The 21,573-nt window shown below is 43.5% G+C and carries 24 protein-coding genes and 1 tRNA gene; all 25 read left to right on the top strand.

What is annotated here, in order from left to right:
- Nucleotides 1-104: 104 nt before the first annotated feature.
- Nucleotides 105-179, top strand: a tRNA-Asn gene (locus ACKX14_RS01840).
- A gap of 20 nt (nucleotides 180-199) precedes the next feature.
- Nucleotides 200-412: a hypothetical protein gene (locus tag ACKX14_RS01835; protein WP_422444071.1), complete on the top strand. Its 213-nt coding sequence runs from the start codon at nucleotides 200-202 to the stop codon at nucleotides 410-412.
- 131 nt (nucleotides 413-543) lie between these two features.
- A complete protein-coding gene (locus ACKX14_RS01830) occupies nucleotides 544-1,710 on the top strand; it encodes an NAD(P)/FAD-dependent oxidoreductase (protein ID WP_422444069.1) in 1,167 nt (388 codons plus the stop codon).
- A gap of 199 nt (nucleotides 1,711-1,909) precedes the next feature.
- A complete protein-coding gene (gene sleB / locus ACKX14_RS01825; protein WP_422444067.1) occupies nucleotides 1,910-2,593 on the top strand; it encodes a spore cortex-lytic enzyme in 684 nt (227 codons plus the stop codon).
- Nucleotides 2,594-2,804: 211 nt separating this feature from the next.
- Nucleotides 2,805-3,449 carry a YigZ family protein gene (locus tag ACKX14_RS01820; RefSeq protein WP_422444065.1) on the top strand — a complete coding sequence of 215 codons (645 nt, stop codon included), beginning with the start codon at nucleotides 2,805-2,807 and terminating at the stop codon, nucleotides 3,447-3,449.
- A gap of 47 nt (nucleotides 3,450-3,496) precedes the next feature.
- Nucleotides 3,497-5,452 (top strand): NAD(+) synthase, encoded by a 1,956-nt coding sequence (locus ACKX14_RS01815; protein WP_422444063.1) that lies wholly within the window; start codon nucleotides 3,497-3,499, stop codon nucleotides 5,450-5,452.
- A gap of 168 nt (nucleotides 5,453-5,620) precedes the next feature.
- Nucleotides 5,621-6,364 (top strand): YebC/PmpR family DNA-binding transcriptional regulator, encoded by a 744-nt coding sequence (locus tag ACKX14_RS01810; RefSeq protein ID WP_422444061.1) that lies wholly within the window; start codon nucleotides 5,621-5,623, stop codon nucleotides 6,362-6,364.
- Between the two features lie 120 nt (nucleotides 6,365-6,484).
- Nucleotides 6,485-7,045, top strand: a complete 561-nt coding sequence (locus tag ACKX14_RS01805) for a BofC C-terminal domain-containing protein (RefSeq protein ID WP_422444059.1) — start codon at nucleotides 6,485-6,487, stop codon at nucleotides 7,043-7,045.
- 81 nt (nucleotides 7,046-7,126) lie between these two features.
- The gene (gene ruvC / locus ACKX14_RS01800) at nucleotides 7,127-7,630 is read left to right on the top strand and encodes a crossover junction endodeoxyribonuclease RuvC (RefSeq protein ID WP_422444057.1); all 504 of its coding nucleotides are present in this window, start codon (nucleotides 7,127-7,129) and stop codon (nucleotides 7,628-7,630) included.
- A gap of 2 nt (nucleotides 7,631-7,632) precedes the next feature.
- The gene (ruvA, locus tag ACKX14_RS01795; protein ID WP_422444055.1) at nucleotides 7,633-8,208 is read left to right on the top strand and encodes a Holliday junction branch migration protein RuvA; all 576 of its coding nucleotides are present in this window, start codon (nucleotides 7,633-7,635) and stop codon (nucleotides 8,206-8,208) included.
- A gap of 16 nt (nucleotides 8,209-8,224) precedes the next feature.
- Nucleotides 8,225-9,223 carry a Holliday junction branch migration DNA helicase RuvB gene (gene ruvB / locus ACKX14_RS01790; protein WP_422444080.1) on the top strand — a complete coding sequence of 333 codons (999 nt, stop codon included), beginning with the start codon at nucleotides 8,225-8,227 and terminating at the stop codon, nucleotides 9,221-9,223.
- A gap of 13 nt (nucleotides 9,224-9,236) precedes the next feature.
- Nucleotides 9,237-9,449 carry a DUF2905 domain-containing protein gene (locus tag ACKX14_RS01785; protein WP_422444053.1) on the top strand — a complete coding sequence of 71 codons (213 nt, stop codon included), beginning with the start codon at nucleotides 9,237-9,239 and terminating at the stop codon, nucleotides 9,447-9,449.
- A gap of 82 nt (nucleotides 9,450-9,531) precedes the next feature.
- A complete protein-coding gene (locus tag ACKX14_RS01780; RefSeq protein ID WP_422444051.1) occupies nucleotides 9,532-11,088 on the top strand; it encodes a SpoIID/LytB domain-containing protein in 1,557 nt (518 codons plus the stop codon).
- Between the two features lie 23 nt (nucleotides 11,089-11,111).
- On the top strand, nucleotides 11,112-12,137 hold the full coding sequence (gene queA, locus ACKX14_RS01775) for a tRNA preQ1(34) S-adenosylmethionine ribosyltransferase-isomerase QueA (protein WP_422444049.1): 1,026 nt from the start codon (nucleotides 11,112-11,114) through the stop codon (nucleotides 12,135-12,137).
- A 10-nt stretch (nucleotides 12,138-12,147) separates the two neighbouring features.
- Nucleotides 12,148-12,783: a transporter associated domain-containing protein gene (locus ACKX14_RS01770; RefSeq protein WP_422444047.1), complete on the top strand. Its 636-nt coding sequence runs from the start codon at nucleotides 12,148-12,150 to the stop codon at nucleotides 12,781-12,783.
- A complete protein-coding gene (gene tgt, locus ACKX14_RS01765) occupies nucleotides 12,783-13,892 on the top strand; it encodes a tRNA guanosine(34) transglycosylase Tgt (protein WP_422444045.1) in 1,110 nt (369 codons plus the stop codon). Before ACKX14_RS01770 ends, tgt begins: the two co-directional genes overlap by 1 nt.
- A gap of 81 nt (nucleotides 13,893-13,973) precedes the next feature.
- On the top strand, nucleotides 13,974-14,258 hold the full coding sequence (gene yajC, locus ACKX14_RS01760) for a preprotein translocase subunit YajC (RefSeq protein WP_422444043.1): 285 nt from the start codon (nucleotides 13,974-13,976) through the stop codon (nucleotides 14,256-14,258).
- 92 nt (nucleotides 14,259-14,350) lie between these two features.
- Nucleotides 14,351-14,737, top strand: coding sequence for a TIGR04086 family membrane protein (locus ACKX14_RS01755; protein ID WP_422444041.1), 387 nt, complete (start codon nucleotides 14,351-14,353; stop codon nucleotides 14,735-14,737).
- 11 nt (nucleotides 14,738-14,748) lie between these two features.
- Nucleotides 14,749-15,477 (top strand): polysaccharide deacetylase family protein, encoded by a 729-nt coding sequence (locus tag ACKX14_RS01750; RefSeq protein WP_422444040.1) that lies wholly within the window; start codon nucleotides 14,749-14,751, stop codon nucleotides 15,475-15,477.
- Between the two features lie 63 nt (nucleotides 15,478-15,540).
- The gene (scfA, locus tag ACKX14_RS01745) at nucleotides 15,541-15,690 is read left to right on the top strand and encodes a six-cysteine ranthipeptide SCIFF (protein ID WP_422444038.1); all 150 of its coding nucleotides are present in this window, start codon (nucleotides 15,541-15,543) and stop codon (nucleotides 15,688-15,690) included.
- A gap of 153 nt (nucleotides 15,691-15,843) precedes the next feature.
- The gene (gene secD, locus ACKX14_RS01740; RefSeq protein WP_422444036.1) at nucleotides 15,844-17,085 is read left to right on the top strand and encodes a protein translocase subunit SecD; all 1,242 of its coding nucleotides are present in this window, start codon (nucleotides 15,844-15,846) and stop codon (nucleotides 17,083-17,085) included.
- A 12-nt stretch (nucleotides 17,086-17,097) separates the two neighbouring features.
- A complete protein-coding gene (gene secF, locus ACKX14_RS01735; RefSeq protein ID WP_422444034.1) occupies nucleotides 17,098-17,973 on the top strand; it encodes a protein translocase subunit SecF in 876 nt (291 codons plus the stop codon).
- Nucleotides 17,974-17,988: 15 nt separating this feature from the next.
- Entirely contained in the window at nucleotides 17,989-18,297 is a 309-nt protein-coding gene (locus ACKX14_RS01730; RefSeq protein ID WP_422444033.1) for a phasin family protein, read from the top strand.
- 91 nt (nucleotides 18,298-18,388) lie between these two features.
- On the top strand, nucleotides 18,389-19,714 hold the full coding sequence (locus ACKX14_RS01725; protein ID WP_422444031.1) for a magnesium chelatase ATPase subunit I: 1,326 nt from the start codon (nucleotides 18,389-18,391) through the stop codon (nucleotides 19,712-19,714).
- Complete coding sequence (locus tag ACKX14_RS01720) at nucleotides 19,714-21,360, top strand: vWA domain-containing protein (RefSeq protein WP_422444030.1); 1,647 nt, start codon at nucleotides 19,714-19,716, stop codon at nucleotides 21,358-21,360. The genes ACKX14_RS01725 and ACKX14_RS01720 overlap by 1 nt, the downstream gene beginning before the upstream one ends.
- Nucleotides 21,361-21,573: the final 213 nt, after the last annotated feature.

Raw genomic sequence — 21,573 nt, 5'->3', positions numbered from 1 at the left:
CACAGGTTAAGCCCTCCAGCGCCGATGGTACTTGGGGTCATCCCCCGGGAGAGTAGGTCGCTGCCGGGATTAAAATTATATATATGTATGTATTAAAGATGTGTTCCTCGATAGCTCAGCGGTAGAGCATCCGGCTGTTAACCGGAGGGTCGCAGGTTCGAATCCTGCTCGGGGAGCCATTTTTGTTTTTTGTAGGGGTGTGGAAGTAATCATTCCTGAATTTAACCAGAAATTTGAAATAACGGGAGATAAAGTTAGATCCATAGCACCCGAATTAAAAACCGTAAGTGTTGAACTCCTTTATAACCGCATAAAAAACGAGCTGGATGAGATGTACAAAACCGCCGTTCGGTTGAGGAATTTTAAGAATCTTTATGATAAATTGAAGGAAGTGGAGAAGGTTTTGAAATAAATGTTAATGATGTGAGTCAGAATTCAGATTTTCTATATTTGAAGCCCGATGGGCTTTTTTTGTTATTAAAAATGAACGGGCGTGTACGTGGATAAAATATAAAGGAAAAACTTTATCACGAGGTGAAGAACTTGAGGTATGATGCTGCGGTTATAGGAGCAGGCCCTTCGGGTTCATTTTGTGCGGAAAATCTGTCGAAGAAAGGATTTAAAACTATAATGATAGATAAAAGTTCTTTTCCACGAGACAAGACGTGCGGTGGCTTGATTTCAAGAAAAACCATAAATATTTTGGGAAGAGGTGTTTTTGATGAAATAGATTGCAATCCCGTCTATGGAATAAGCCTTGATTTGAATGGTGAAAGGAAACCGGTGTTGATTGATCAAAGTCCTGTTGGAATCGTTGTAAAAAGAAGAGAATTCGACTATTATTTGGTTACCCGGGCCCAAAATACCGGTGTTGAATTTAAGGAGAACTGCCTGTTTGAAGGTTATGAAAAACAGAAGGACTGCTACAAAATATATACGACATGCGGGGTATTTTACGCAGAGTACCTTATGGGAGCCGACGGCGTTTTCAGCAGTGTAGCCGAAGCTGGCGGTATCAGAAATAAATGGCCTCGCTGGGAGTTGGGGATGGCTTTCTGCACCAAAGTATCAAAAGAACATATCAAAGACAGTCAAACAGACCGCGTAGAATTTTTTTTCCCCGATGTAATATCGGGAATGGGATGGTGTTTCCCGGGCAGCGACTTTTTTAACATCGGAGTGGGAGGCTCATTTCTCAACGGCAGGCTGGTTTATCGAGCTTTTCACGATTTTTTATATGACAAAATTAAAAATAAAACCGTGACTCAAAGGCTAAAAATTGAACCGGCTTTTCTCCCGGTCGGCGGCAGAAAGAGAAAAATTTCCAGTGATAAGTTATTTTTGATTGGAGATGCTGCGGGCCTTGTAGACCCGTTTTCGGGGGAAGGTATTTATTACGGTTTAAGAAGCGCGCAGATAGCCGCAGAAATGGCGAATAATGGACAGAAAGGTGAAAATTATGAGGAAAAGTGCTATAAGATCTTTTTGAATGAATTCAGGAATTCTGCAATTTTAAGCATTATCATGGCGGACAAAAAATCTTTTCTTAAACCTAATCAGGAGGAAAAATTTTTGGAAGCGATTTTCCATATTATGACTGAACCCCCTGAGAGTCACTGTTATAAAAAAAGCTTGTTCGAGCTGGCAAAAAATTTTCCTGCGGTTGTCAATTTTCCATTATACTGGCTGAAGAGGCTTATTTTTGATTAAAAACCTTTGAAAACCATACGGTAGAATTACGGAGAGATATTTTATCCGGGTAAAATCATATAAAATATTTACGTAAAATAATTATGGTAAACAATTAAAGCCTGATTTTAATCGCATACGGTTTTTGTTAAAAAAGGCTCAGGATGTTATAATTTTGACAACTCTTCTTCGGTCTCAGAAAAACAAAGGAGGGGAAACCATGCGAAAAACTGCTACAAGGGTTTTGGTTGTCCTGCTTTTGCTTTTAACACTGACACCGGTTGCCATGGCTGCCAACCTTGGAGATCGAACACTCAGACAGGGGTCGAGGGGAAGAGATGTCGCTCAACTCCAGCAAAAATTGAATACATTGGGATTTTGGGCCGGCAAAGTTGATGGGATATTCGGCCCCAAAACCAAAGCTGCAGTTAAGAGGTTTCAAAGGGCGAGGGGGATACGTGTCGATGGCATTGTAGGCCCCCAGACTTTTAGAGCATTGAAGGTTTATCCTTCGTACCGCGGGAGCACAGGCAGATTTTCACAAAGAGATATAGAGTTACTGGCAAAATTAGTTTATGCTGAAGCCCGGGGAGAACCGTATCTTGGCCAGGTAGCTGTGGCGGCAACAGTGCTGAACAGGCTTAAGGATCCAAGGTATCCTGATACCATACCTGGCGTAATCTTTCAGGTGGTAGACGGCTATTACCAGTATAGCCCGGTGCAAAACGGCCAGATTTATTTGACTCCCGATGAGACCGCAAGAAGAGCAGTGATGGACGCACTGGCGGGTTTTGACCCTACCGGGGGAGCTACAACTTTCTATAACCCCGGCAAGACTAGTGACAGGTGGGTAAGGTCAAGGCCCTATGTCACCACCATCGGCAATCACGTTTTTTCAAAGTAGAATGAGAATTAAATATAACAAATTAATATAACAAACAAAAGAGGGCTTTCGCTTGTTGAAAGCCCTCTTAATATACCATACAGAAGCAAAAAAATTTTGCTAACTTGTATTATGTAAAAAGGTTATTCCAAAAATTATCTTACCTTACGTTTGACATTCCCGGAATAATTTAAGATAATTAGAGCGAGATGAGTAACGGGTGGTTTTTTCTATGAATGACAGTGAATTTTTTACCATACAAAATTCGATCGAGAGCCTTCTGGTCATAAAGAAGTCCAAATTCATCGCCAATGCAACACCTGTTGAAAATCAGGAAGAAGCTGAAAAATACCTGGACTTGATCCGTAAAAAATACTGGGACGCCGCTCATAATGTATATGCTTATGTTATAGGCCTTAAAGACGAAGTACAGAAATTCAGCGATGATGGCGAGCCTGCCGGGACGGCCGGAAGGCCGGTTCTGGAAGTAATAAAATCCAAAGGTTTGAAAAATGTTCTGGTGGTGGTGACGCGATATTTTGGAGGCATACTTTTAGGAGCGGGCGGCCTGGCGAGGGCGTACAGCGATAGTGCCGGTACGGCCCTTGAGAAGGCCGGAATAATTAAAAAAATTAAGTGCGACGAATATGAGGTTTCAATTGAATATAACATGCTGGGAAAAGTTCAATGGGAGATTAAACAGAAAAATCTCATACCCGGGGGTATAAACTATACCGAGAAGGTATCGCTGAGAATATATGTTCCTTTTTCTTCAAACTTAAATTTTACCGATTATATTTTAAATATTACATCGGGCAATGCGGCGGTTAAATGGATGGGTGAGTGTTATGTTGATGAGGCCATTCGGGGCGGATAGAAAATTCAATAACAATTAATTTAATAATTACTGAAGGGGGGAGTAAAATGAATAGATATGGGTTTGTAAAAGTGGCCGCAGCTTCACCCAGGCTAAAAGTAGCCAATCCCGAGTACAACATATCCCAAATATATAATATAATGAACGAAGCGGACAAAAGGGGAGCGGCGATTATTGTTTTTCCCGAACTTTGTGTGACTGGGTATACCTGTGGCGATTTATTTCATCAAAAATTTCTGTTGAATAAGTCGATGGAAGCATTGAAAACGCTGGCAGAGAAATCTAAGGAATTAGCGGTCTTATCTCTGGTGGGGATGCCATTATTCGTAGAAGGCAAATTGTATAACTGCGCTGTGGCCATTCAGCGCGGAAAATTGATTGGAATTGTACCTAAGATAAATATCCCAAATTATAAAGAATATTACGAAAAAAGATGGTTCAGTTCCGGGTATGAAGCAGGCAGGTCTTTGAAAGAAGTATGTTTATTTGACAAAAAAGTGCCCTTTGGCAATATTATTTTCAAATCGAAAGAGCTGAATTTTTCACTGGGGATAGAGATATGTGAAGATTTGTGGGCGCCAATTCCTCCAAGTTCATATCTCATACTGAATGGTGCCGACATTATAGCCAATCTATCAGCAAGCAATGAACTTGTAGCAAAATCGGAGTACAGAAGGCAGTTAATTTCTCAACAAAGTGCAAGGGGAATTTGCGCTTATCTTTACGCATCAGCGGGAGTGCATGAATCCACTACCGATGTGGTCTTTGGGGGAGAATGTATAATATGCGAAAACGGTATCATACTCGAAACGTCAAGAAGATTTAGCAGGGAAAATGAAGTTATATATTCCGATATAGATATTGAACGTTTAAATGCCGAGAGGCGATTAAACAAAAGTTTTGCCGATAATGTGGACTTTTATTCAAAACATGCGGAATACCACCTTGTCGAACTGGAATATAATAGAGATTATTATGTAACAAGAGATAATTTTGATAGGAAAGTGGATAAGAACCCATTTGTGCCAAAGGATTCATCGACCATGACTGAAAGATGCCAGGAAATTTTCAATATCCAGGTGGCAGGGCTGGCCAAAAGGCTTGAACACACCGGCATGAAAAATGCGGTTATAGGAGTTTCAGGAGGTTTGGACTCCACCCTGGCGCTATTGGTTACAAGAAAGACTTTTGATTTGCTCGGAATCCCTTCAAAAAACATCATGGCCGTTACAATGCCCGGCTTTGGCACCACCGATGAAACTTATAACAACGCAATGGAATTAATGAGATCCCTGAATGTTACAATAAAAGAGATAGACATAAAAGAAGCCTGCTTGCGCCATTTTAAAGATATAGAACATGATACGAACATTCATGATGTGACTTACGAAAACACCCAGGCGAGGGAAAGAACGCAAATTTTAATGGACCTTGCCAATAAGGTAAACGGTCTCGTGGTAGGTACGGGGGATCTTTCCGAGCTCGCACTTGGCTGGTGTACTTACAACGGAGACCATATGTCTATGTATGCCGTTAATGCGGGGGTGCCGAAGACGTTGGTTAAATTCCTTGTGGAATGGGTGGCGAACAATGAAATGTCTGGGGATTCAAGGATTATTTTAAAGAAAATACTGGATACTCCCATAAGTCCGGAACTTTTACCTCCAGATAAACCGGGTAAAATTAATCAAAAAACCGAAGACATTATCGGTCCTTATGAGCTGCATGATTTTTTCCTGTATCATACGGTGAGATTTGGATCGGAACCCGGAAAGGTACTGTTTCTTGCTGAAAAAGCTTTTGCGGGGGAATATTCAACGGCTGATATTAAAAAATGGCTGAAGGTATTTTATAGAAGGTTTTTCACGCAACAATTCAAGAGGTCATGTTTGCCTGACGGACCAAAAGTGGGCTCGGTAAGTCTTTCCCCCAGAGGCGATTGGAGAATGCCGAGCGATGCCGACGGATCGCTGTGGATTCGGGAAATAGATGATGTTCAATGATCGGACAACCTCCCACAGTGGGTCCCTGGCCCGATTAATCCTGCAAAAGAAGCATGGAACTCAACCGGAGAGAACGTGAAAGCCATCAAAACGCCATCCTTCTTTTCAATATGGCCGATTTATGCTAAAATAATTGAGGAATTCGTTTAAGAAAGGGGGAGGATGAAAATGTCCGGCCACTCAAAGTGGGCTAATATCAAGCACAAAAAGGCAAAGATGGATGCGCAAAAAGGAAAGATTTATACCAAGTTCAGCAAGATGATTATCGTGGCCGTTAGAGAAGGCGGTCCGGACCCTAATGCCAACTCCAGGCTTAAAGATATCATTGAAAAAGCGAAAGAGGTCAATATGCCCAATGAAAACATAATGAGGGCCATAAAAAGAGGCAGTGGAGAGCTAGGCGGCGCCGATTATGAGGAAATCATGTATGAAGGTTACGGGCCCGGCGGCGTTGCGATTTTGCTGGAAGTTACCACGGATAACAGAAATCGCACCGCCGGAGAACTAAGACACTTGTTCGACAAATACGGCGGGAACCTCGGTGAAGCGGGTTGCGTGGCATGGATGTTTGAAAAGAAAGGGTTAATAATAATAGAGAAAAGTGAAAATATCAGTGTGGATGACATCATGATATCGGCCATCGATGCCGGGGCGGATGATGTGGAAGAACAGGATGATTCCATAGAGATAACCACCAGTCCCGAACAGTTCGAGGCCGTAAAAAAAGCACTGGAGAGCAGCAATATAGCTCTGTCTTCCGCAGAAATCACTTATTTGCCAAAAACCACCATAACTTTATCGGGCAAGGAAAGCGAAAGTCTGGAACGCCTGCTGGATGCCCTGGAAGAACATGATGATGTCCAGAATGTATATCATAATCTTGAAATGCCAGAAGATGTGGAAGATGATTGAAAATGCCGTCTTTTGGGAGAGCGGTGAAGGCTTAAGAGCCGTCTTGTAAAGAGTAATAATGTATAATAATGTTATTTTAAGGGCATACTATTCATCCGAAGAGTACAGGGAGGAATAAGTATGCCTAAAAAATTATTTAGGTATATAATCTTTATTTTGGTTTTTGCGGTTCTCAGCTTTGGATACGGTTATTTTAAAACCTTTGTATCATTGCGAGAACCAAGTCCGGATATAAATCAGAATCGCGGCGAGGAAGAGGAAGCGAATTTCACTCCGGAGACAAAACTGAAAACCGGAGCAAAATTTGTGTTTGTAATTTTTTATTCAAAATGCGGGCATGAGATTAAAAGCGAGGAAACGGCCCCTGAAAAATATGAAGGTTTTACCAGAGCGCAACTGGAGCAGGAAATGGCCGGCTGGGAAATTCGAAGTTTTACATCCGAAGAGGTTATATTAAGAAAACAGGTGGACGACATTTGCAATGAACATTATTACATCGGTTTAAAAGACGGTTATGTAGCCCTGTTCCAGGGCATACCGGGTGTGGCGTCAAAAGTTATAGAGAAAACCGACATTCTGGCCGATACCCTGCGGGAGGAAGACCGCAATCTTCTGGAAAAGGGCCTGATTATCACAGGAAGGGAAGAATTTTTAAAAATCAGGGAAGGATTGACAAATTAAGGGCTCCTCTATATAAAATTAAATGTTTTTTAAAAAAAGGAAATCACCCTTGGATGTAGAATAAACTTTAAGGGTGATTTTATGTTAATTATGGGTATAGACCCGGGGATTGCCATAAGCGGTTTCGGCTTCGTCGAGGGTAAGGATAACGGGTACACCGTCGTGGAATATGGGGTTATAAAAACCGATACCAATCTTTCGATTCCCCAGAGGTTAAAGTGTATTTATAAAGGTTATCTTGATTTAATGCGGAAGTATAAACCCGACGCCATTGCCGTGGAAGAACTCTTTTACAATAAAAATGCAAAAACCATAATTACGGTGGGACAGGCAAGGGGTGTTGCCATTCTGGCCGCCTCTTTGTTGAATATTGAAGTTTTTGAGTATACCCCATTGCAGGTAAAACAGGCTGTGGTGGGCTACGGGAGGGCGGACAAACATCAGGTGCAGGAAATGATTAGAGTACTTCTCCATCTGGACAGCATACCCAAACCGGACGACGCGGCTGATGCGCTGGCCGCCGCTCTGTGCCATTTAAACTCAAGCAGGATAAACAGTCTATTCAATAGTGCAAAGAGGTTTTAAAAATGCTGGATTACATTAGAGGAACGCTGATAGAATTGGAGCCAAATTTCGCCGTCATAGAGACCGGCGGCTGGGGATTGAGGCTAACCATATCCCTGCATACTTACAACAGGATAAAAACCATGAATGGGCAAGAAATAAAGCTGTACACCTACATGATAATAAAAGAAGAAACGATAGAACTTATAGGTTTTTTCGATATCTTGGAGAGGCGGGCATTTATGCTGTTGAACAGGGTGTCTGGGATCGGCCCCAAAGCGGCCATATCCATTCTTTCGCTGATTGATGTGGCAAAATTAAAAGCCTGTATTTTATCCGAAGATGTGAAAACCCTTGTTTCAGTGCCCGGAATCGGAAAAAAAACGGCGCAAAAGATAATAATAGATTTGAAAGACAGCGTAAAAGACCTGCCCGTGGAAGCGGGGAAATCCGAAAGCGGGGACGCTTTGTACGAAGCCAGGGAAGTCCTCATGTCTCTGGGATTTAATCCAGGCGAAATACAACTGGCTTTAATCGATAATACCGGAAATTCAGTAGAAGAAATTGTTACAAAAGCCTTAAAGAAATTGTCCAGGTAGAAGGGTGATATTTATGATGAAAGAACGAATGGTCACACCCGTTTTAAAAAACAGTGAGGAACTGGAATATGAAAAGGATTTGAGGCCGCTTAATTTTGACGAATACATAGGCCAGGAGCAGGTTAAAGAAAATCTTAAGATATATGTCAAAGCCGCTCTGATGAGGCAGGAGGCTCTGGATCACGTTCTGTTATACGGTCCTCCGGGTCTGGGCAAGACAACGCTGGCTTACATTATAGCGCGCGAGTTGGGTGTAAACATAAGGATAACTTCCGGCCCCGCCATCGAGCGGCCGGGAGATCTTGCGGCGATACTGACCAATCTGGGTGAAAGAGACTTATTATTTATCGATGAAATCCATCGCCTCCACCCCAGCATAGAAGAAATTTTATACCCGGCCATGGAGGATTTTGCTCTCGACATAATGATCGGAAAGGGGCCCAGCGCCCGGTCTATCAGGCTTAATTTGAGCCCTTTTACTCTGGTGGGAGCCACTACAAAGGCGGGTCTTTTGACATCGCCTCTGCGGGACCGCTTCGGAGTGAGCCTTCGACTCAATTTTTATAATAAACAGGAGCTGATTGATATTTTACTTAGATCCGCCAGAATACTCAACGTGCCGATAGAGGAGAAGGCGGCGGAAAAAATAGCCGGGTGTTCCCGAGGAACCCCCAGAATAGCCAACCGCCTTTTAAAACGAGTGAGGGATTACGCTCAGGTTAAGGGAGATGGCGTTATCACGCCGGATATTGCGGAGGAAGGCTTGAAACTGCTGGAGATTGATTCTAACGGCCTGGATCAAAACGACCGGCGGCTGCTTTTGACCATCGCGGAAAAGTTCAATGGAGGGCCCGTAGGGATAGAAAGCATTGCCGCCGCCCTGAACGAAGAGATCTCGACCATAGAAGATTTGTACGAACCCTATCTTATCCAAGAAGGGTACATTTTCAGGACCTCCAGAGGCAGAGTCCTTTCTGACAGGGCCTATGAACATCTTGGGATAAAGAAACAATAGCGGGAGGTATGTTATGCTCAATTCCTTCGGGAAAATTCTCATAATGATGGGCGTATTTTTGATAGCGATTGGCGGAATATTTCTCTTGGGCTCAAATATAGGGATAGGCAGGTTGCCCGGCGACATAGTTGTAAAAAAAGGTAATTTTACCTTTTATTTTCCACTCGCCACAAGCATAATTCTGAGCATAATACTCACTGTGATATTCAGCCTTTTTCGAAGGTAAAATAAAAAGTATGTGCTGAGGCAGCAAAAGAAAAGTAAATAAAGCAATACTGTTATGCCTTTTTCAGGGGGTCTTGGTGTTAATGAAAAAGCTTTTACTTGATTGGTATACAAAAGGTCTTTTCACGGTAAAAATGACGGGGCGGTACCCGGCCGTTGGACCAGTCGTTCTTTTTATTTTCATCCTCTTTTTTGCAGTGAAAGCGGTACCTGCCCGCGGTGAGTCCGCCGTGATGACACCCTCCACCATAAGGGTGGGCCTATTTTATGGCGCCACGGCGAAAGGTTCCTATCGATTGGCATCGGAGAAAAGCTTTACAGTGGGGTTTAAAAGGGGAAAAGAATTGGTTCCGGTTCTTAACATCAATGACGAAGTGGTGGACGTTTTCGCAAGGGACTCTGAGGATTTTTCAGTGGTCGCGGGAAATATAAAAAATATGGAAGAGGCTTTGGGAATTTTAGAAAAGCTGCTTTCAAGGCGGGAGCAGGCTTACCTCTTTTTTGACGGCCAGTGGGCTGTAATGGAAAAAGTATCCCGGAACGCTTCTTCTGGAAGTTCTGCCGACCTAATTGAAATCACCGGCAGTGCGGATTCAAAAAAAATTATTCTGCCACTCAAAATGGACAGCCCCGTATTTGTGGCAGGCACGGTGGAGTCCGGTCTGATCTCGTTAAACGGCCGCAGGTACAGGGGGATAATCGAGTTTTTGCCCTCCGATAAAGGAAAGATAACGGCGGTAAACGAACTTGGGCTGGAAGAATACCTGTACGGAGTTGTTCCTACTGAAATGCCTCCTAACTGGCCGATGGAGGCGCTGAAAGCGCAGGCGGTGGCGTCCAGAACTTACGCCGTATACAACCTTTCAAAAATGCAAAAATTTGGGTTCGATGTTAGCGCGGGAAATGGGGACCAGGTTTACGGCGGTTATGACGTCGAAAATAAACTCACCAACAGAGCTGTTGACGAAACACGCGGTCAACTGATCTTGTACGACCAAAAGCCTATTCTGGCCATGTATCACGCCGACAGCGGCGGCGTTACCGAAGACAGTGCAGAGGTATTCGGATTTGATTTACCCTATTTAAAGGGTATGGAGGATACCTTTGTCGAAGATTCCACTCAGAGGTGGGAAGTAAACCTGTCTTTGCAGGAACTCAGCAAAAGGCTAGCGGATATGGCAATATCCATAGGTGAAGTCCGGAGCATTTCAGTGCTCGAGAGGAGCCCTTCGGGTAGAGTCAAAAAGATTTTACTTTCCGCAAGTTTGGGACAAAAAGTCCTGTCGTCTTCAGAGATAAGAAATGTATTGCAATTGAAGAGCACCCTTTTTGATATTACGGGAGGTTCCGATTTATATATGATACTGGAAAGCAGCACAGGACAAAGCAGGGTGCCGTTAAAAGGAAAATACGCCATAAACGAAAACGGCCGCCTTTACATTTCGGCGGATACCGTTTACCTGGCTGGGGCCGATGGATTAAGAACCGTAACTAATTCGTCAGGCGATTATAAGCTGGTAGGCAGGGGCTACGGCCATGGAGTGGGCATGAGCCAGTTGGGGGCCAGGGCAATGGCACAAAAAGGGTATAATTATATAGAGATATTGCAACACTATTACAAAAATGTGGAAATAAAATAACAGCTTGGAAAGAAGTGCATCCGATGGAATTAAAGGAATTTTATTATCATCTGCCCGAAGATTTGATAGCCCAGGAACCGCTTGAAGACAGGTCCAAATCAAGGTTGCTCGTACTGCATAAAAACGACGGGGCGATAGAACATAGAATTTTTGAGGATATAATCGAATATCTCGAGCCCGGCGATTGTCTGGTGTTAAACGATACGAAAGTCATACCGGCAAGGCTGGTAGGAACCCGTAAAGATACCGGAGGGAAAGTTGAGTTCGTCTTGTTGAAGAGGACAGGCAAAGACATGTGGGAAATACTGGTTAAACCCGGCCGAAGGGCTAAGGCAGGCAGTGAAATCATTTTTGGAGACGGGCGTTTAAGAGCCAGAATTATAGATTATACCGACGCAGGAGGCAGGATTGCCGAATTCTATTATGATGGAATTTTTGAGCAGGTGCTGGATGAATTGGGCCAGATGCCCGTGCCACCTTACATCAAAAAGAAACTAAAAGATAAAGATCGCTACCAGACCGTATACGCCCGTTATCCCGGTTCCGCGGCGGCTCCGACGGCGGGGCTACACTTTACCAGGGATTTGCTCGCCGGGATAACAAATAAAGGCGTGGAAACAGCTTATATTACACTCCACGTAGGGCTCGGCACGTTTAGACCCGTCAGAGTAAAAAACATAGAAGAGCATAAAATGCACGCCGAGTATTACGAAGTAAGCAGCGAAGCCGCCCAAAAAATAAATTCGGCCAGGGAAAAAGGGCGCAGGGTTATAGCCGTCGGAACCACCTCTACCAGGACCCTTGAGACGGTAGCGGATGAAAACGGTAAGATACAGCCGAAAAGCGGCTGGTCTGATATTTTTATTTACCCCGGGTACAGGTTTAAGGCCATAGACGGCCTTGTCACAAATTTTCACCTCCCGGAATCCACTTTGATAATGCTGGTCTGCGCCTTTGCGGGAAAGGAAAAGGTATTCAGAGCCTATGAAGAGGCCATAAATAAAAAATACAGGTTTTACAGCTTTGGTGATGCCATGCTTATCATATAGGGGGTGTTTTATGAAGGGTAAAGTATCCGAACAAATGGTCAAAAGCGTTTTTATCCTTGAAGCGGTTCTAGCTCTCTTTATAGTTATAGGTGTAATCATAGGTTCTACGGATTTATTCAGGTATTTTAAAATAATTTTTGAAACCCCTCCGCTGGAGACCTTTCCGGTGCTACAGACATTTCTCGGTCACACGTTAACCCTGGTCATCGGCCTGGAGCTGGTGATTATGCTGGTAAGGCATACTCCCTCCAGCGTAATAGAAGTTCTGCTTTACGCCATCGCAAGGAAGATGATAATAGAAGCAAAGACCATGCTGGATATACTGCTGGGCATTCTGGCCATCGCGGGTCTTTTCGCGATAAATAAGGTTTTTACGCCTGGCAAGTCTTTTGTAGAGGAAGGTACCGTAGTTAACTCCGCCATGCTGGTCAGGGATGTCAATGAGCTGGTCAATGTCAATATACCCGAGACCCTGGGCAACACCATTGGAGGAGTGGTGGCGCGCCTCTGCAGGGAACGTGGCGAAAAGCCCGAAGTGGGGAAAACCTTTAGAGTGGCGGATGCGAAAATTTCTATATACTCGATGGAAGATGATCTAATAGAAAAACTGATTGTGGTAAAAAATCAACAAGAGGATGATGTCTAGTGAGGTTTAATGTCATAAAAAGGACAAAAGATGGCAGGGCGAGGTTGGGTCTGCTGGAAACCCCTCATGGAACCGTTGAAACACCCGTGTTTATGCCGGTGGGCACCCAGGCCACCGTTAAGACCATGACGCCCGAAGAACTTAAAGATATCGGGGCGAGAATCATTTTAAGCAATACCTACCATCTTTATCTCAGGCCCGGCCACAGGGTAGTGGAGGAGGCGGGAGGGCTTCACAAATTTATGCACTGGGACGGTCCAATTCTGACAGACAGTGGCGGCTATCAAGTATTCAGCCTGGGAGAATTAAGGGAGATTAGAGAGGAAGGAGTTACCTTTAGATCTCATATAGACGGTTCGCTGCACTTTATAGGGCCCGAAACGTCTATAGAGATACAAAATGCCCTTGGCGCCGACATTATAATGGCTTTCGACGAATGTATCCCCTATCCTGCAAATTATGAATATGTTAAAAACTCGGTGGAGAGAACCACTCGCTGGGCGCAGCGGTGCCAAAAGGCCCATAAGAATCCTAACCAGACTCTTTTCGGAATAGTGCAGGGGGGATTGTACAGAGATCTTAGAGTAAAGAGCGCAAAAGACCTGACTTCCATGGATTTTAAGGGTTACGCCGTGGGTGGGTTGAGCGTAGGTGAATCGAAAGAAGAAATGTATAAAGTACTGGATTACACTGTGCCTCTCCTGCCGGAGGAAAAGCCCCGGTATTTAATGGGTGTTGGTTCACCTGATGCCATTTTCGAGGGGGTAATTCGGGGTATAGACATGTTCGATTGCGTTTTGCCTACAAGGATTGCCAGGAACGGTACAATTTTTACCAGAAATGGAAAATTGGTTATTAGAAACGCAGCCTACGCCAGGGATTATTCTCCTCCGGATCCCGAATGTGATTGCTACGTTTGCAGGAACTACACAAGGGCTTATATCCGCCATCTCATCAACGCGAAGGAAGTGCTCGGCATAAGGCTTACCACGATTCACAATTTATACTTCTTGCTAAATCTCATGAAAGAAATTCGAAAGGCCATCGAAGGAGACTATTTAATCGAACTGAAAGAAGAATTTTTTAGCAGGTTCGGGTATGAGCCATAATTTTATGTATTAAAAAAGGATTTTTTGCTTTTTTATAGAATTAAATAATTGAGAATAATAAAGAAAGGGCGGGATCAGAGTTTGAATCCGGCAGTTTTTTTACAGCAGTTTGGGCCACTGATACTTATCTTTGCGATTTTTTACTTTTTGATAATCAGGCCCCAGCAAAAACGAGAAAGGGACCGCAGGAGCATGCTGGCAAGCCTAAAAGAAGGTGACGACATCATAACCATAGGTGGAATTTACGGTCGCATACTCAACATCAAGGACGACGTGATCACCCTTGAAGTGGGGGATAAACTGAAGATCAAAGTGACTCGCTCCGCCATAGGCAATGTTCTAAAGCGAAACGAAAAAAGCGATTGACGGAATAAAAAAGCAGAAGATTTTCTTCTGCTTTTTGTCATATTCGACCTCCTATGGTAAATAGAGTATTAGAAAAAGGAGGTCGATTTTTTATGAAAACTTCATTAAAGAGCAAAAAGGGCCTGAACTATATTAAAATCATCAAGGGCGTCGTTAATGCGTATTTATTAACCCTGTTTTTCTTCTTGCTCCTGGGCGGTGTACTATATTTCACAAAGATTACCGAAAGCATTATCCCCCATTCTGTGATTGCCCTCAGCGCCATAAGTATAGTTGTCAGCGGAGTAAATGCCACGAGGGATATAGAGTACATGGGTTGGCTTCATGGCGGGTTAATAGGCATTCTTTACGTTGCAATTCTCCTGATAGCCGGGCTTTTTATCGGGCCGGCTGCGAATTTCGGATTTCAGGCAATGATTGACCTGGCCCTGGGATTTGCGGTGGGAGCTGTGGCCGGAGCGCTGGGAGTAAATTTGTAGGAGGGGATAAGATGAAAGGGATTAAAATCAGGACGGCAAAATTCAGAATTAGAGTAATTTTATTGCTATTACTTGCCGTCCTTGGATTTTATGCTTATAATAACTACACGGGCGGAATGAGGAGACTATTGACCGCAATGTCTACCGGCGTTGATTTGGTTTACAGCGGTGACGGCGAAGAAAAACAAATAGCCATAACTTTTGACGCCGTTTGGCCCGGCGGGGACTACGATAAACTGCTGAACATTCTGGAACAGTATTCGGTAAATGCAACTTTTTTCGTTACGGGCAACTGGATGGAAAAAAATCAGGAGGCCCTCTCAAAACTCCTGTCAAAGGGGCATGAAATAGGAAACCTGACGAATAATTTTAAGAACTTAAAGGGCCTCAGCGAAGAAGAAATAATAGCAGAGATAAAAGATATGGAAAACAAGTATAGGGAGAAAACCGGGAGAGACCTGGCAATTTTCAGGCCTCCGGCCGGCAGTTACGATAAAAACGTGGTAGAAACGGCAAGTTTACTCGGTTACAAAACCGTGCTGTGGTCTGTGGACTCCGAAGATTTGAGTGATGTGGATTATAAACAAGTTGTCGAGACGGTTTTGAAAAAAACCAGAAACGGCTCCATAATCCTATTTCATCCTGAGGAAGAAAAGACATTGAAAGCACTTCCAATAATCATAAAAAATCTGGCGGGAAAAGGATATAAATTTGTTACGATTTCTTCCTTGTTAAATTGAGCTTTTCAACCTGGAAATTTTGTGTTATAATTCTTTAAGAAATTAAAAAAGGAGGAACCGGCGTTGCGGCATGTGATTTTGATACATAAAGGAAATCTAAATCAAAAAGATTCCATATTTCGTAAAGGCTGCGGTGAATGTCAGTCTTCGTGCCAGTCGGCGTGCAAAACTTCGTGCACTGTGGCAAACCAGGTATGCCAAAAAGATAAGTAACCCCGGGCCCCAGGAGGCCCTTTTATTATTTTTCGGCATCCTATATTTTTGGTGTTTCGGAACCAATTGCTCCTTCCGCAATTATTGACAACCTCTCAAACCGAGGGATATAATTAAAGCTGCAATATGCAGGAGATTGGGGGAAGTTTCTAAATGGATCTAAAAACAAAAAGTATTCTTAAAATCGCAGCAGTGATAGCACTGGCAGCGTTTTTAGCCTATTCGTTGTTAGTCGGCTTTCAAGTGGCGGGATATAAGGTAGTGCCCATAAAAGATGCAATAAAATTAGGGCTTGACCTGCGGGGCGGTGTTTCTGTATTGCTGGAAGCCAAACCAAAGCCCGGTGAAACTGTAACGAGCGAAAAAATGAACGGAGCCGTTGAAGTCATAAGGGGCAGGGTAGACCAGCTTGGGGTAGCCGAGCCGCTAATCGCAAGACAGGGAGATACCAGGATAAGGGTGGAATTGCCGGGGGTTAAGGATTCCCAAAGGGCTCTTGAGATCATCGGCAAAACGGCTTCTCTTCAATTCATTGGCCCCGACGGCAGGGTAATACTAACTGGGGACAACGTGAGGGATGCAAAAGCCGTGTACGGAAATCGGAACGAACCCATGGTAAGTCTTAAGCTGGATTCGGAAGGGGCCAAAAAGTTTGCGGACGCAACTAAAAAATATTTAAACCAGCAAATAGCCATAAAACTGGATCAACAGGTGATTTCAGCTCCATTTGTGAGGGACGTCATAACAGGAGGAGAAGCGGTAATCGAAGGCCTTCCGAATATCGACAAAGCCGGGGAACTGGCGACATTAATACGCGCCGGCGCCCTGCCCGTGGACCTGGAACAAAGACAGGTTATGACCGTTGGACCCACGCTGGGGGCCGATTCTCTGAATAAAAGCATTAAAGCGGGTGAAATTGGAGTCATAGTGGTTTTATTATTTATGCTATTTTATTACCGTTTGCCCGGCCTGATTGCAGATTTTGCGCTTCTGATTTACGTGATGCTGGTTTTATTGATTTTTGTGGCTATCGGGGCTACGCTTACATTACCTGGCATAGCCGGCTTTATACTTTCCATCGGAATGGCCGTGGATGCAAACGTTTTGATTTTTGAAAGGTTAAAGGAAGAACTTAGAAACGGCAAGACCCTGAGGGCTGCTGTGGACGCCGGATTCCACAGGGCAATGACCACCATCCTCGACTCAAATATTACCACAATAATAGCGGCGGTGGTACTTCTGTATTTTGGTTCGGGCCCCATTAAAGGATTTGCTGTAACTCTGATTATAGGAATTCTCACCAGTATGTTTACGGCAATTGTGGTGACTCGCGTGTTATTGAAGAATCTGATAAATACCGGGCTCTTCACAAATAAAAAATTATTCGGCGCATAAGAGGTGAAAAAAGTGAAAGTATATAAAATAATGGAGAAAAAATGGCTCTGGTTTGGGATATCTCTCACAATAATCGCATTAGGCATCATTTCTCTGGTCATGTACGGCGGTTTGAACTGGGGTATTGATTTTACCGGGGGCAGCATACTCCAGTACAGCGTACACCAGCCTTATAACCTGGAAGAAGTGAGGGGGATTTTGGGCACCTTTAATCTCAAAGACTTTGATGTAAAAAAAGCCGGCGATAACAAGCAGGAATTGATAGTGAGGACCGTTTACCTGACAAATAAGCAGGTGGGTGAAATAACCGGGGCGCTGAAACAAAAATGGCCCCGGCTGGAACTGGAAAGGGCTGATAAAGTCGATGCCGTGATCGGGAGGGAACTCCAGCGGCAGGCGATTATAGCTTTAATCATCGCCAATATAGGTATGTTGATTTACATCACCTTCAGGTTTGAGTTTAAATCGGCGGTGGCGGCTATAATAGCATTAATTCACGACGTATTGATATTGATAAGCTTGTTCGCCATATTTCAGATCCCTGTGGACAGCACCTTTGTGGCCGCTCTCCTCACCATAGTAGGTTATTCCATCAACGACACCATCGTGGTGTTTGACAGGATCAGAGAGAACTTAAAATTGATGAGAAAAACTTCGTTTAACGATGTGGCAAATCTCAGCATTGTGCAGACCATGGCAAGGTCGATTAATACTTCGCTGACAACCTTGATCACTATTGTTGCCCTTTTCCTGTTTGGAGGAGAAACCATAAAAAACTTCACACTGGCCCTTATCGTAGGTATAACAAGCGGCACATATTCGTCAATATTTATAGCAAGCCCCCTATGGGGTATGTTGAGAGAAAAACCAAAGCCCTTAAAAGCCTGAAAGAGGTGGAAAAAGGTGTTAAAAGAATTGTTTTATGCAGGCATAGGCCTTGCATCACTCACTAAGGAAAAGGCCGAAGAGATTGTGGCGGAGCTTGTCAAAAAAGGCGAATTGTCTAAAGATGAAGGCAGGGAGACGCTGAATAATTTAATTAACAGGATGCAAGAAGAAAGAGAGAGGTTAAAGCTGAAAGTTCAGGAACAGGTAGAGAATATAATTTCTTCCATGAACCTTGTAAGGAAGGCGGAACTGGACGAGGTAAAAAAACGGCTGGAAGAACTGGAAAAAAAATTAAATCAAAAAACTGATGAAAAAGAGGCTTAAAAAGGCCTCTTTTTTAATTAAAAAAAACCCTTTCGGAGAAAATATTTATAAGAATTCAAAGTAAAAAATGAAACAGCGAGAGGGATAAACCATGAAAAAATATTCTCAACTCATACGACATCAGGGCAACAGCTCTCTTTTCGATATAATCGACATATCCATACTGGGGACTTTAAGCGGGGTTCCGGTACACATCCACGCCGAGGGCTTGAGGGGAACGGGGAAGACCACCATAATTCGTGCATCAAAGGGAATTCTGCCTAAGATTGAAAGGATAAGAGGCTGTTTATACAATTGTGACCCCAAAAAACCCCACTGCCCTGAACACAGCCATCTCACCCCTGCTGAGATAGAAAAAATTGGGGTTGAAATTGTTGATATGCCGTTTTTAGAAATTTCTCCTTCGGCAAAAAAAGGTACAGTGGTTGGAAGCATAGATTTGAAAAAATTATCTTCTAAAGAACACCCTGAAGCCGCGCTTCTCTTGGGTACTATTCCAAAGGCCCACAGGGGAATTATATTTGTAGACGAAATAAATCGAATAGCCGATACATCACCGGAACTGGCGGATATCTTGCTGGATGTAATGGGAACGAAGCCCGGCCGTCTTCAGATCGAAGAAGTCGGGCTGCCCACTGTGGAAATACCGGTACAGGTCAGCGTCTGGGCCGCTTCCAACCCCGATGAAGATCCAGGTCCGCTTGAGGAAATTCGCAGGCAGCTTTCCGACAGATTTGATTTTGCGGTGAATGTTGAGCGACCCGTAGATGTAGACTATATAAAACGGATATTAGATGAACAGCATTTGCCAGTCGATTCCCGTTCTGAGAAAGAAAAAATGAAAATGCTCCTGGAAGCGAAAAAAATAATAAACAATTTTGTTCCTGCAGCCGATATACATTCCTTGCTGGCTTCTTTATATGTGAACTTCGGCCTTGAAAGCCTGCGGGGGATCGAATCAATTTTACTGGGGGTAAACTTAAGAGGGGCACTGTTAAGGAAAACACCCGACATTGACGATGTGATTTTTGTCGCAAGGTACGCTCTGCGCCACAGGACCGACGCCAAAACATTGAACGACATTTTAAAGAGTTTGGAGCAATCAAAAAGCCTGCAGGAGAAAAGTCTCAAGGCGACAAAGCCTCTGCCAGAAGATGAATCCACAAAGACCTCAACCTCCAGGAGAGCCGGTGAAAACAAAAAAATGGCTTCTCGAAAGATGCAGGACAAATTTTTTAACGGTTTTGAGCAATTGTTATCCCGGCTGAAAAACGGTTTTAAATCAAAAAGCAAAAATCCCTCCCCCAGGAGCATAGACCCTAAAGATGTAGAAATAAAAGCCCCTCCTCAAAAGGCCTTACCGATCAAGGAACTGGATATCACGGAATATGTTAAGACCGAGGAGGAACTCGGCTGATGATTCCTGTGGAAAAACTTCAAATGGAACTTTTAAGGCAAAGGGGCGTCAGGGTTGGTCAGACCGCGGTTGTCAGCAGGAAGGTCCATTCCATATATCCCAACTGTCCTGAAGTGGTTCATGTAGTAGTGAATTCCGATGCCGGAAGAGTATTTTACAATCGTTTTCAAGAAAATGAAATAGTCCATATTGATTTATTTCACCAGATTGCCGTATGTGATGTTAAAAAATTGGCTTTATTCCTTAAAAAACATATTGAATTAAGCCCGCTTTCATATCTGGTGGATTATATAGACATCCAGACCGGCGGTGGAGGAGGCAGGCTTTCAGGCAGTCTAGACTATGGTTTATCCGAGAGCTTGAAAAAAGACCATTTGAACCATGTTCACCTGGCTATACTCTTGCCGGATGATGAACTTGCTTTCATCTTTTTTTTGATAGATAATGTGGAAAAAGCCTTAAGGGAACAGAAGATAGAGTTGAGAAAAATTGAAAAAATAGTCCACGAGTTTGGCAACACTCCCATGGATATGTCCCCATATTCTGCGGATTTCGATTCATATCTCAAGCAAAACGCGGCAAAATACAACGAGGAGCGGATGGCCAGAGAAGCGGTGGAGCTGCTCGATAAATTCGGAAGTTTAAGTGAAATTAAGGAGATCCTGGACACTATCGTGAAAGAAGCCAGTTCGGCCGGGGGAGTATGTAACTTACAAAGAAAATACGCCGATCTTGTGGATATTATAAGCTACATGGAGCGCAAACAATTTCTGAATAAGCGTCAGAACCGGTATCGTTTGACGAGGGATGGAGAAAAACTGCATGAATATATTAATTTAAACTACAAACAATTGGAATCGATATTGAAAAAATCCATTAAGAGATTGCCGAGATTGAACAATGATACCGGCCTAAACATCGCCTACACCGCCAAAAAGGAAAAACAGATAAAACGAGGGCGTACCGTAAGGGAAAATTACGACTCAACGGACTGGATAGAAGAACTGGATGTAGTGGAAACGGTTAAAAACTCTCTTGTCAGATGCTATCATGAGAAAGAAGCCTTCAGCATAAATAAGTGCGACCTTGTGACCGTAAAACATTACCCTAAAATTAATCAGGATGTATGTCTTATAATAGATGCCAGCGCCAGCATGGCCGGATACCGTCTGAGGAACGCCAAGTTTTTGGCCAAACACCTCATCTTAAAATCACACCGGAGGGTTAGCGTGCTGGCATTTCAGGAGAAAGATGTCAAGGTATTCGTACCCTTTACGAAAAATTTCGATACACTGGAAAAAGGCCTTAACGACATTATTTCCACCGGCCTTACCCCTCTGGCGTTGGCTATAGACAGGGGGCTTTCATATTTGAGCTCCAGGCATTTAAAAAACCCTCTTATAATACTGATAACAGATGGGATTCCAACAGTTTCCCTTTGGACGGCCGATCCGGTACAGGATGCCATAAATGCCGCGACCAGAATTTCCAGAAAAAATATTAATTTTTGCTGTATAGGTCTTCAACCGAATAGAGACTGCCTTGTGAAAATTACTCAGGCTGCCAAAGGCAAGTTGTTTATAGTTGATGAACTCAATCGAGAGGCTCTGCTGGATGCGGCCAGGAAAAGTGGCCAGCTGCTCTAGTCATGCAGGAATCAGCAAAAAACATAGAAGTATTTTAAATAAAATATGTGAGTAGGGGTCTAATATATGCAATTCATTCTTGTGTTTGAAAAGGAAATACAAAACCTTCAGGGAAGAAAATGAAAAATATCGGGGAATGAATCTTCAAAATGAGAGACTGAATCACATTTCTCAAGATGGAAAAAACGGCAAAGTGGATCAAAGCCCAGATAC

Source organism: Thermorhabdus hydrogeniformans (assembly GCF_049310025.1).
Classification (GTDB): domain Bacteria; phylum Bacillota; class Thermosediminibacteria; order Thermosediminibacterales; family Tepidanaerobacteraceae; genus JBJYKD01.
Note: the sequence above shows the minus strand (reverse complement) of the source record. Positions and strands in the feature narration are given on the sequence as shown.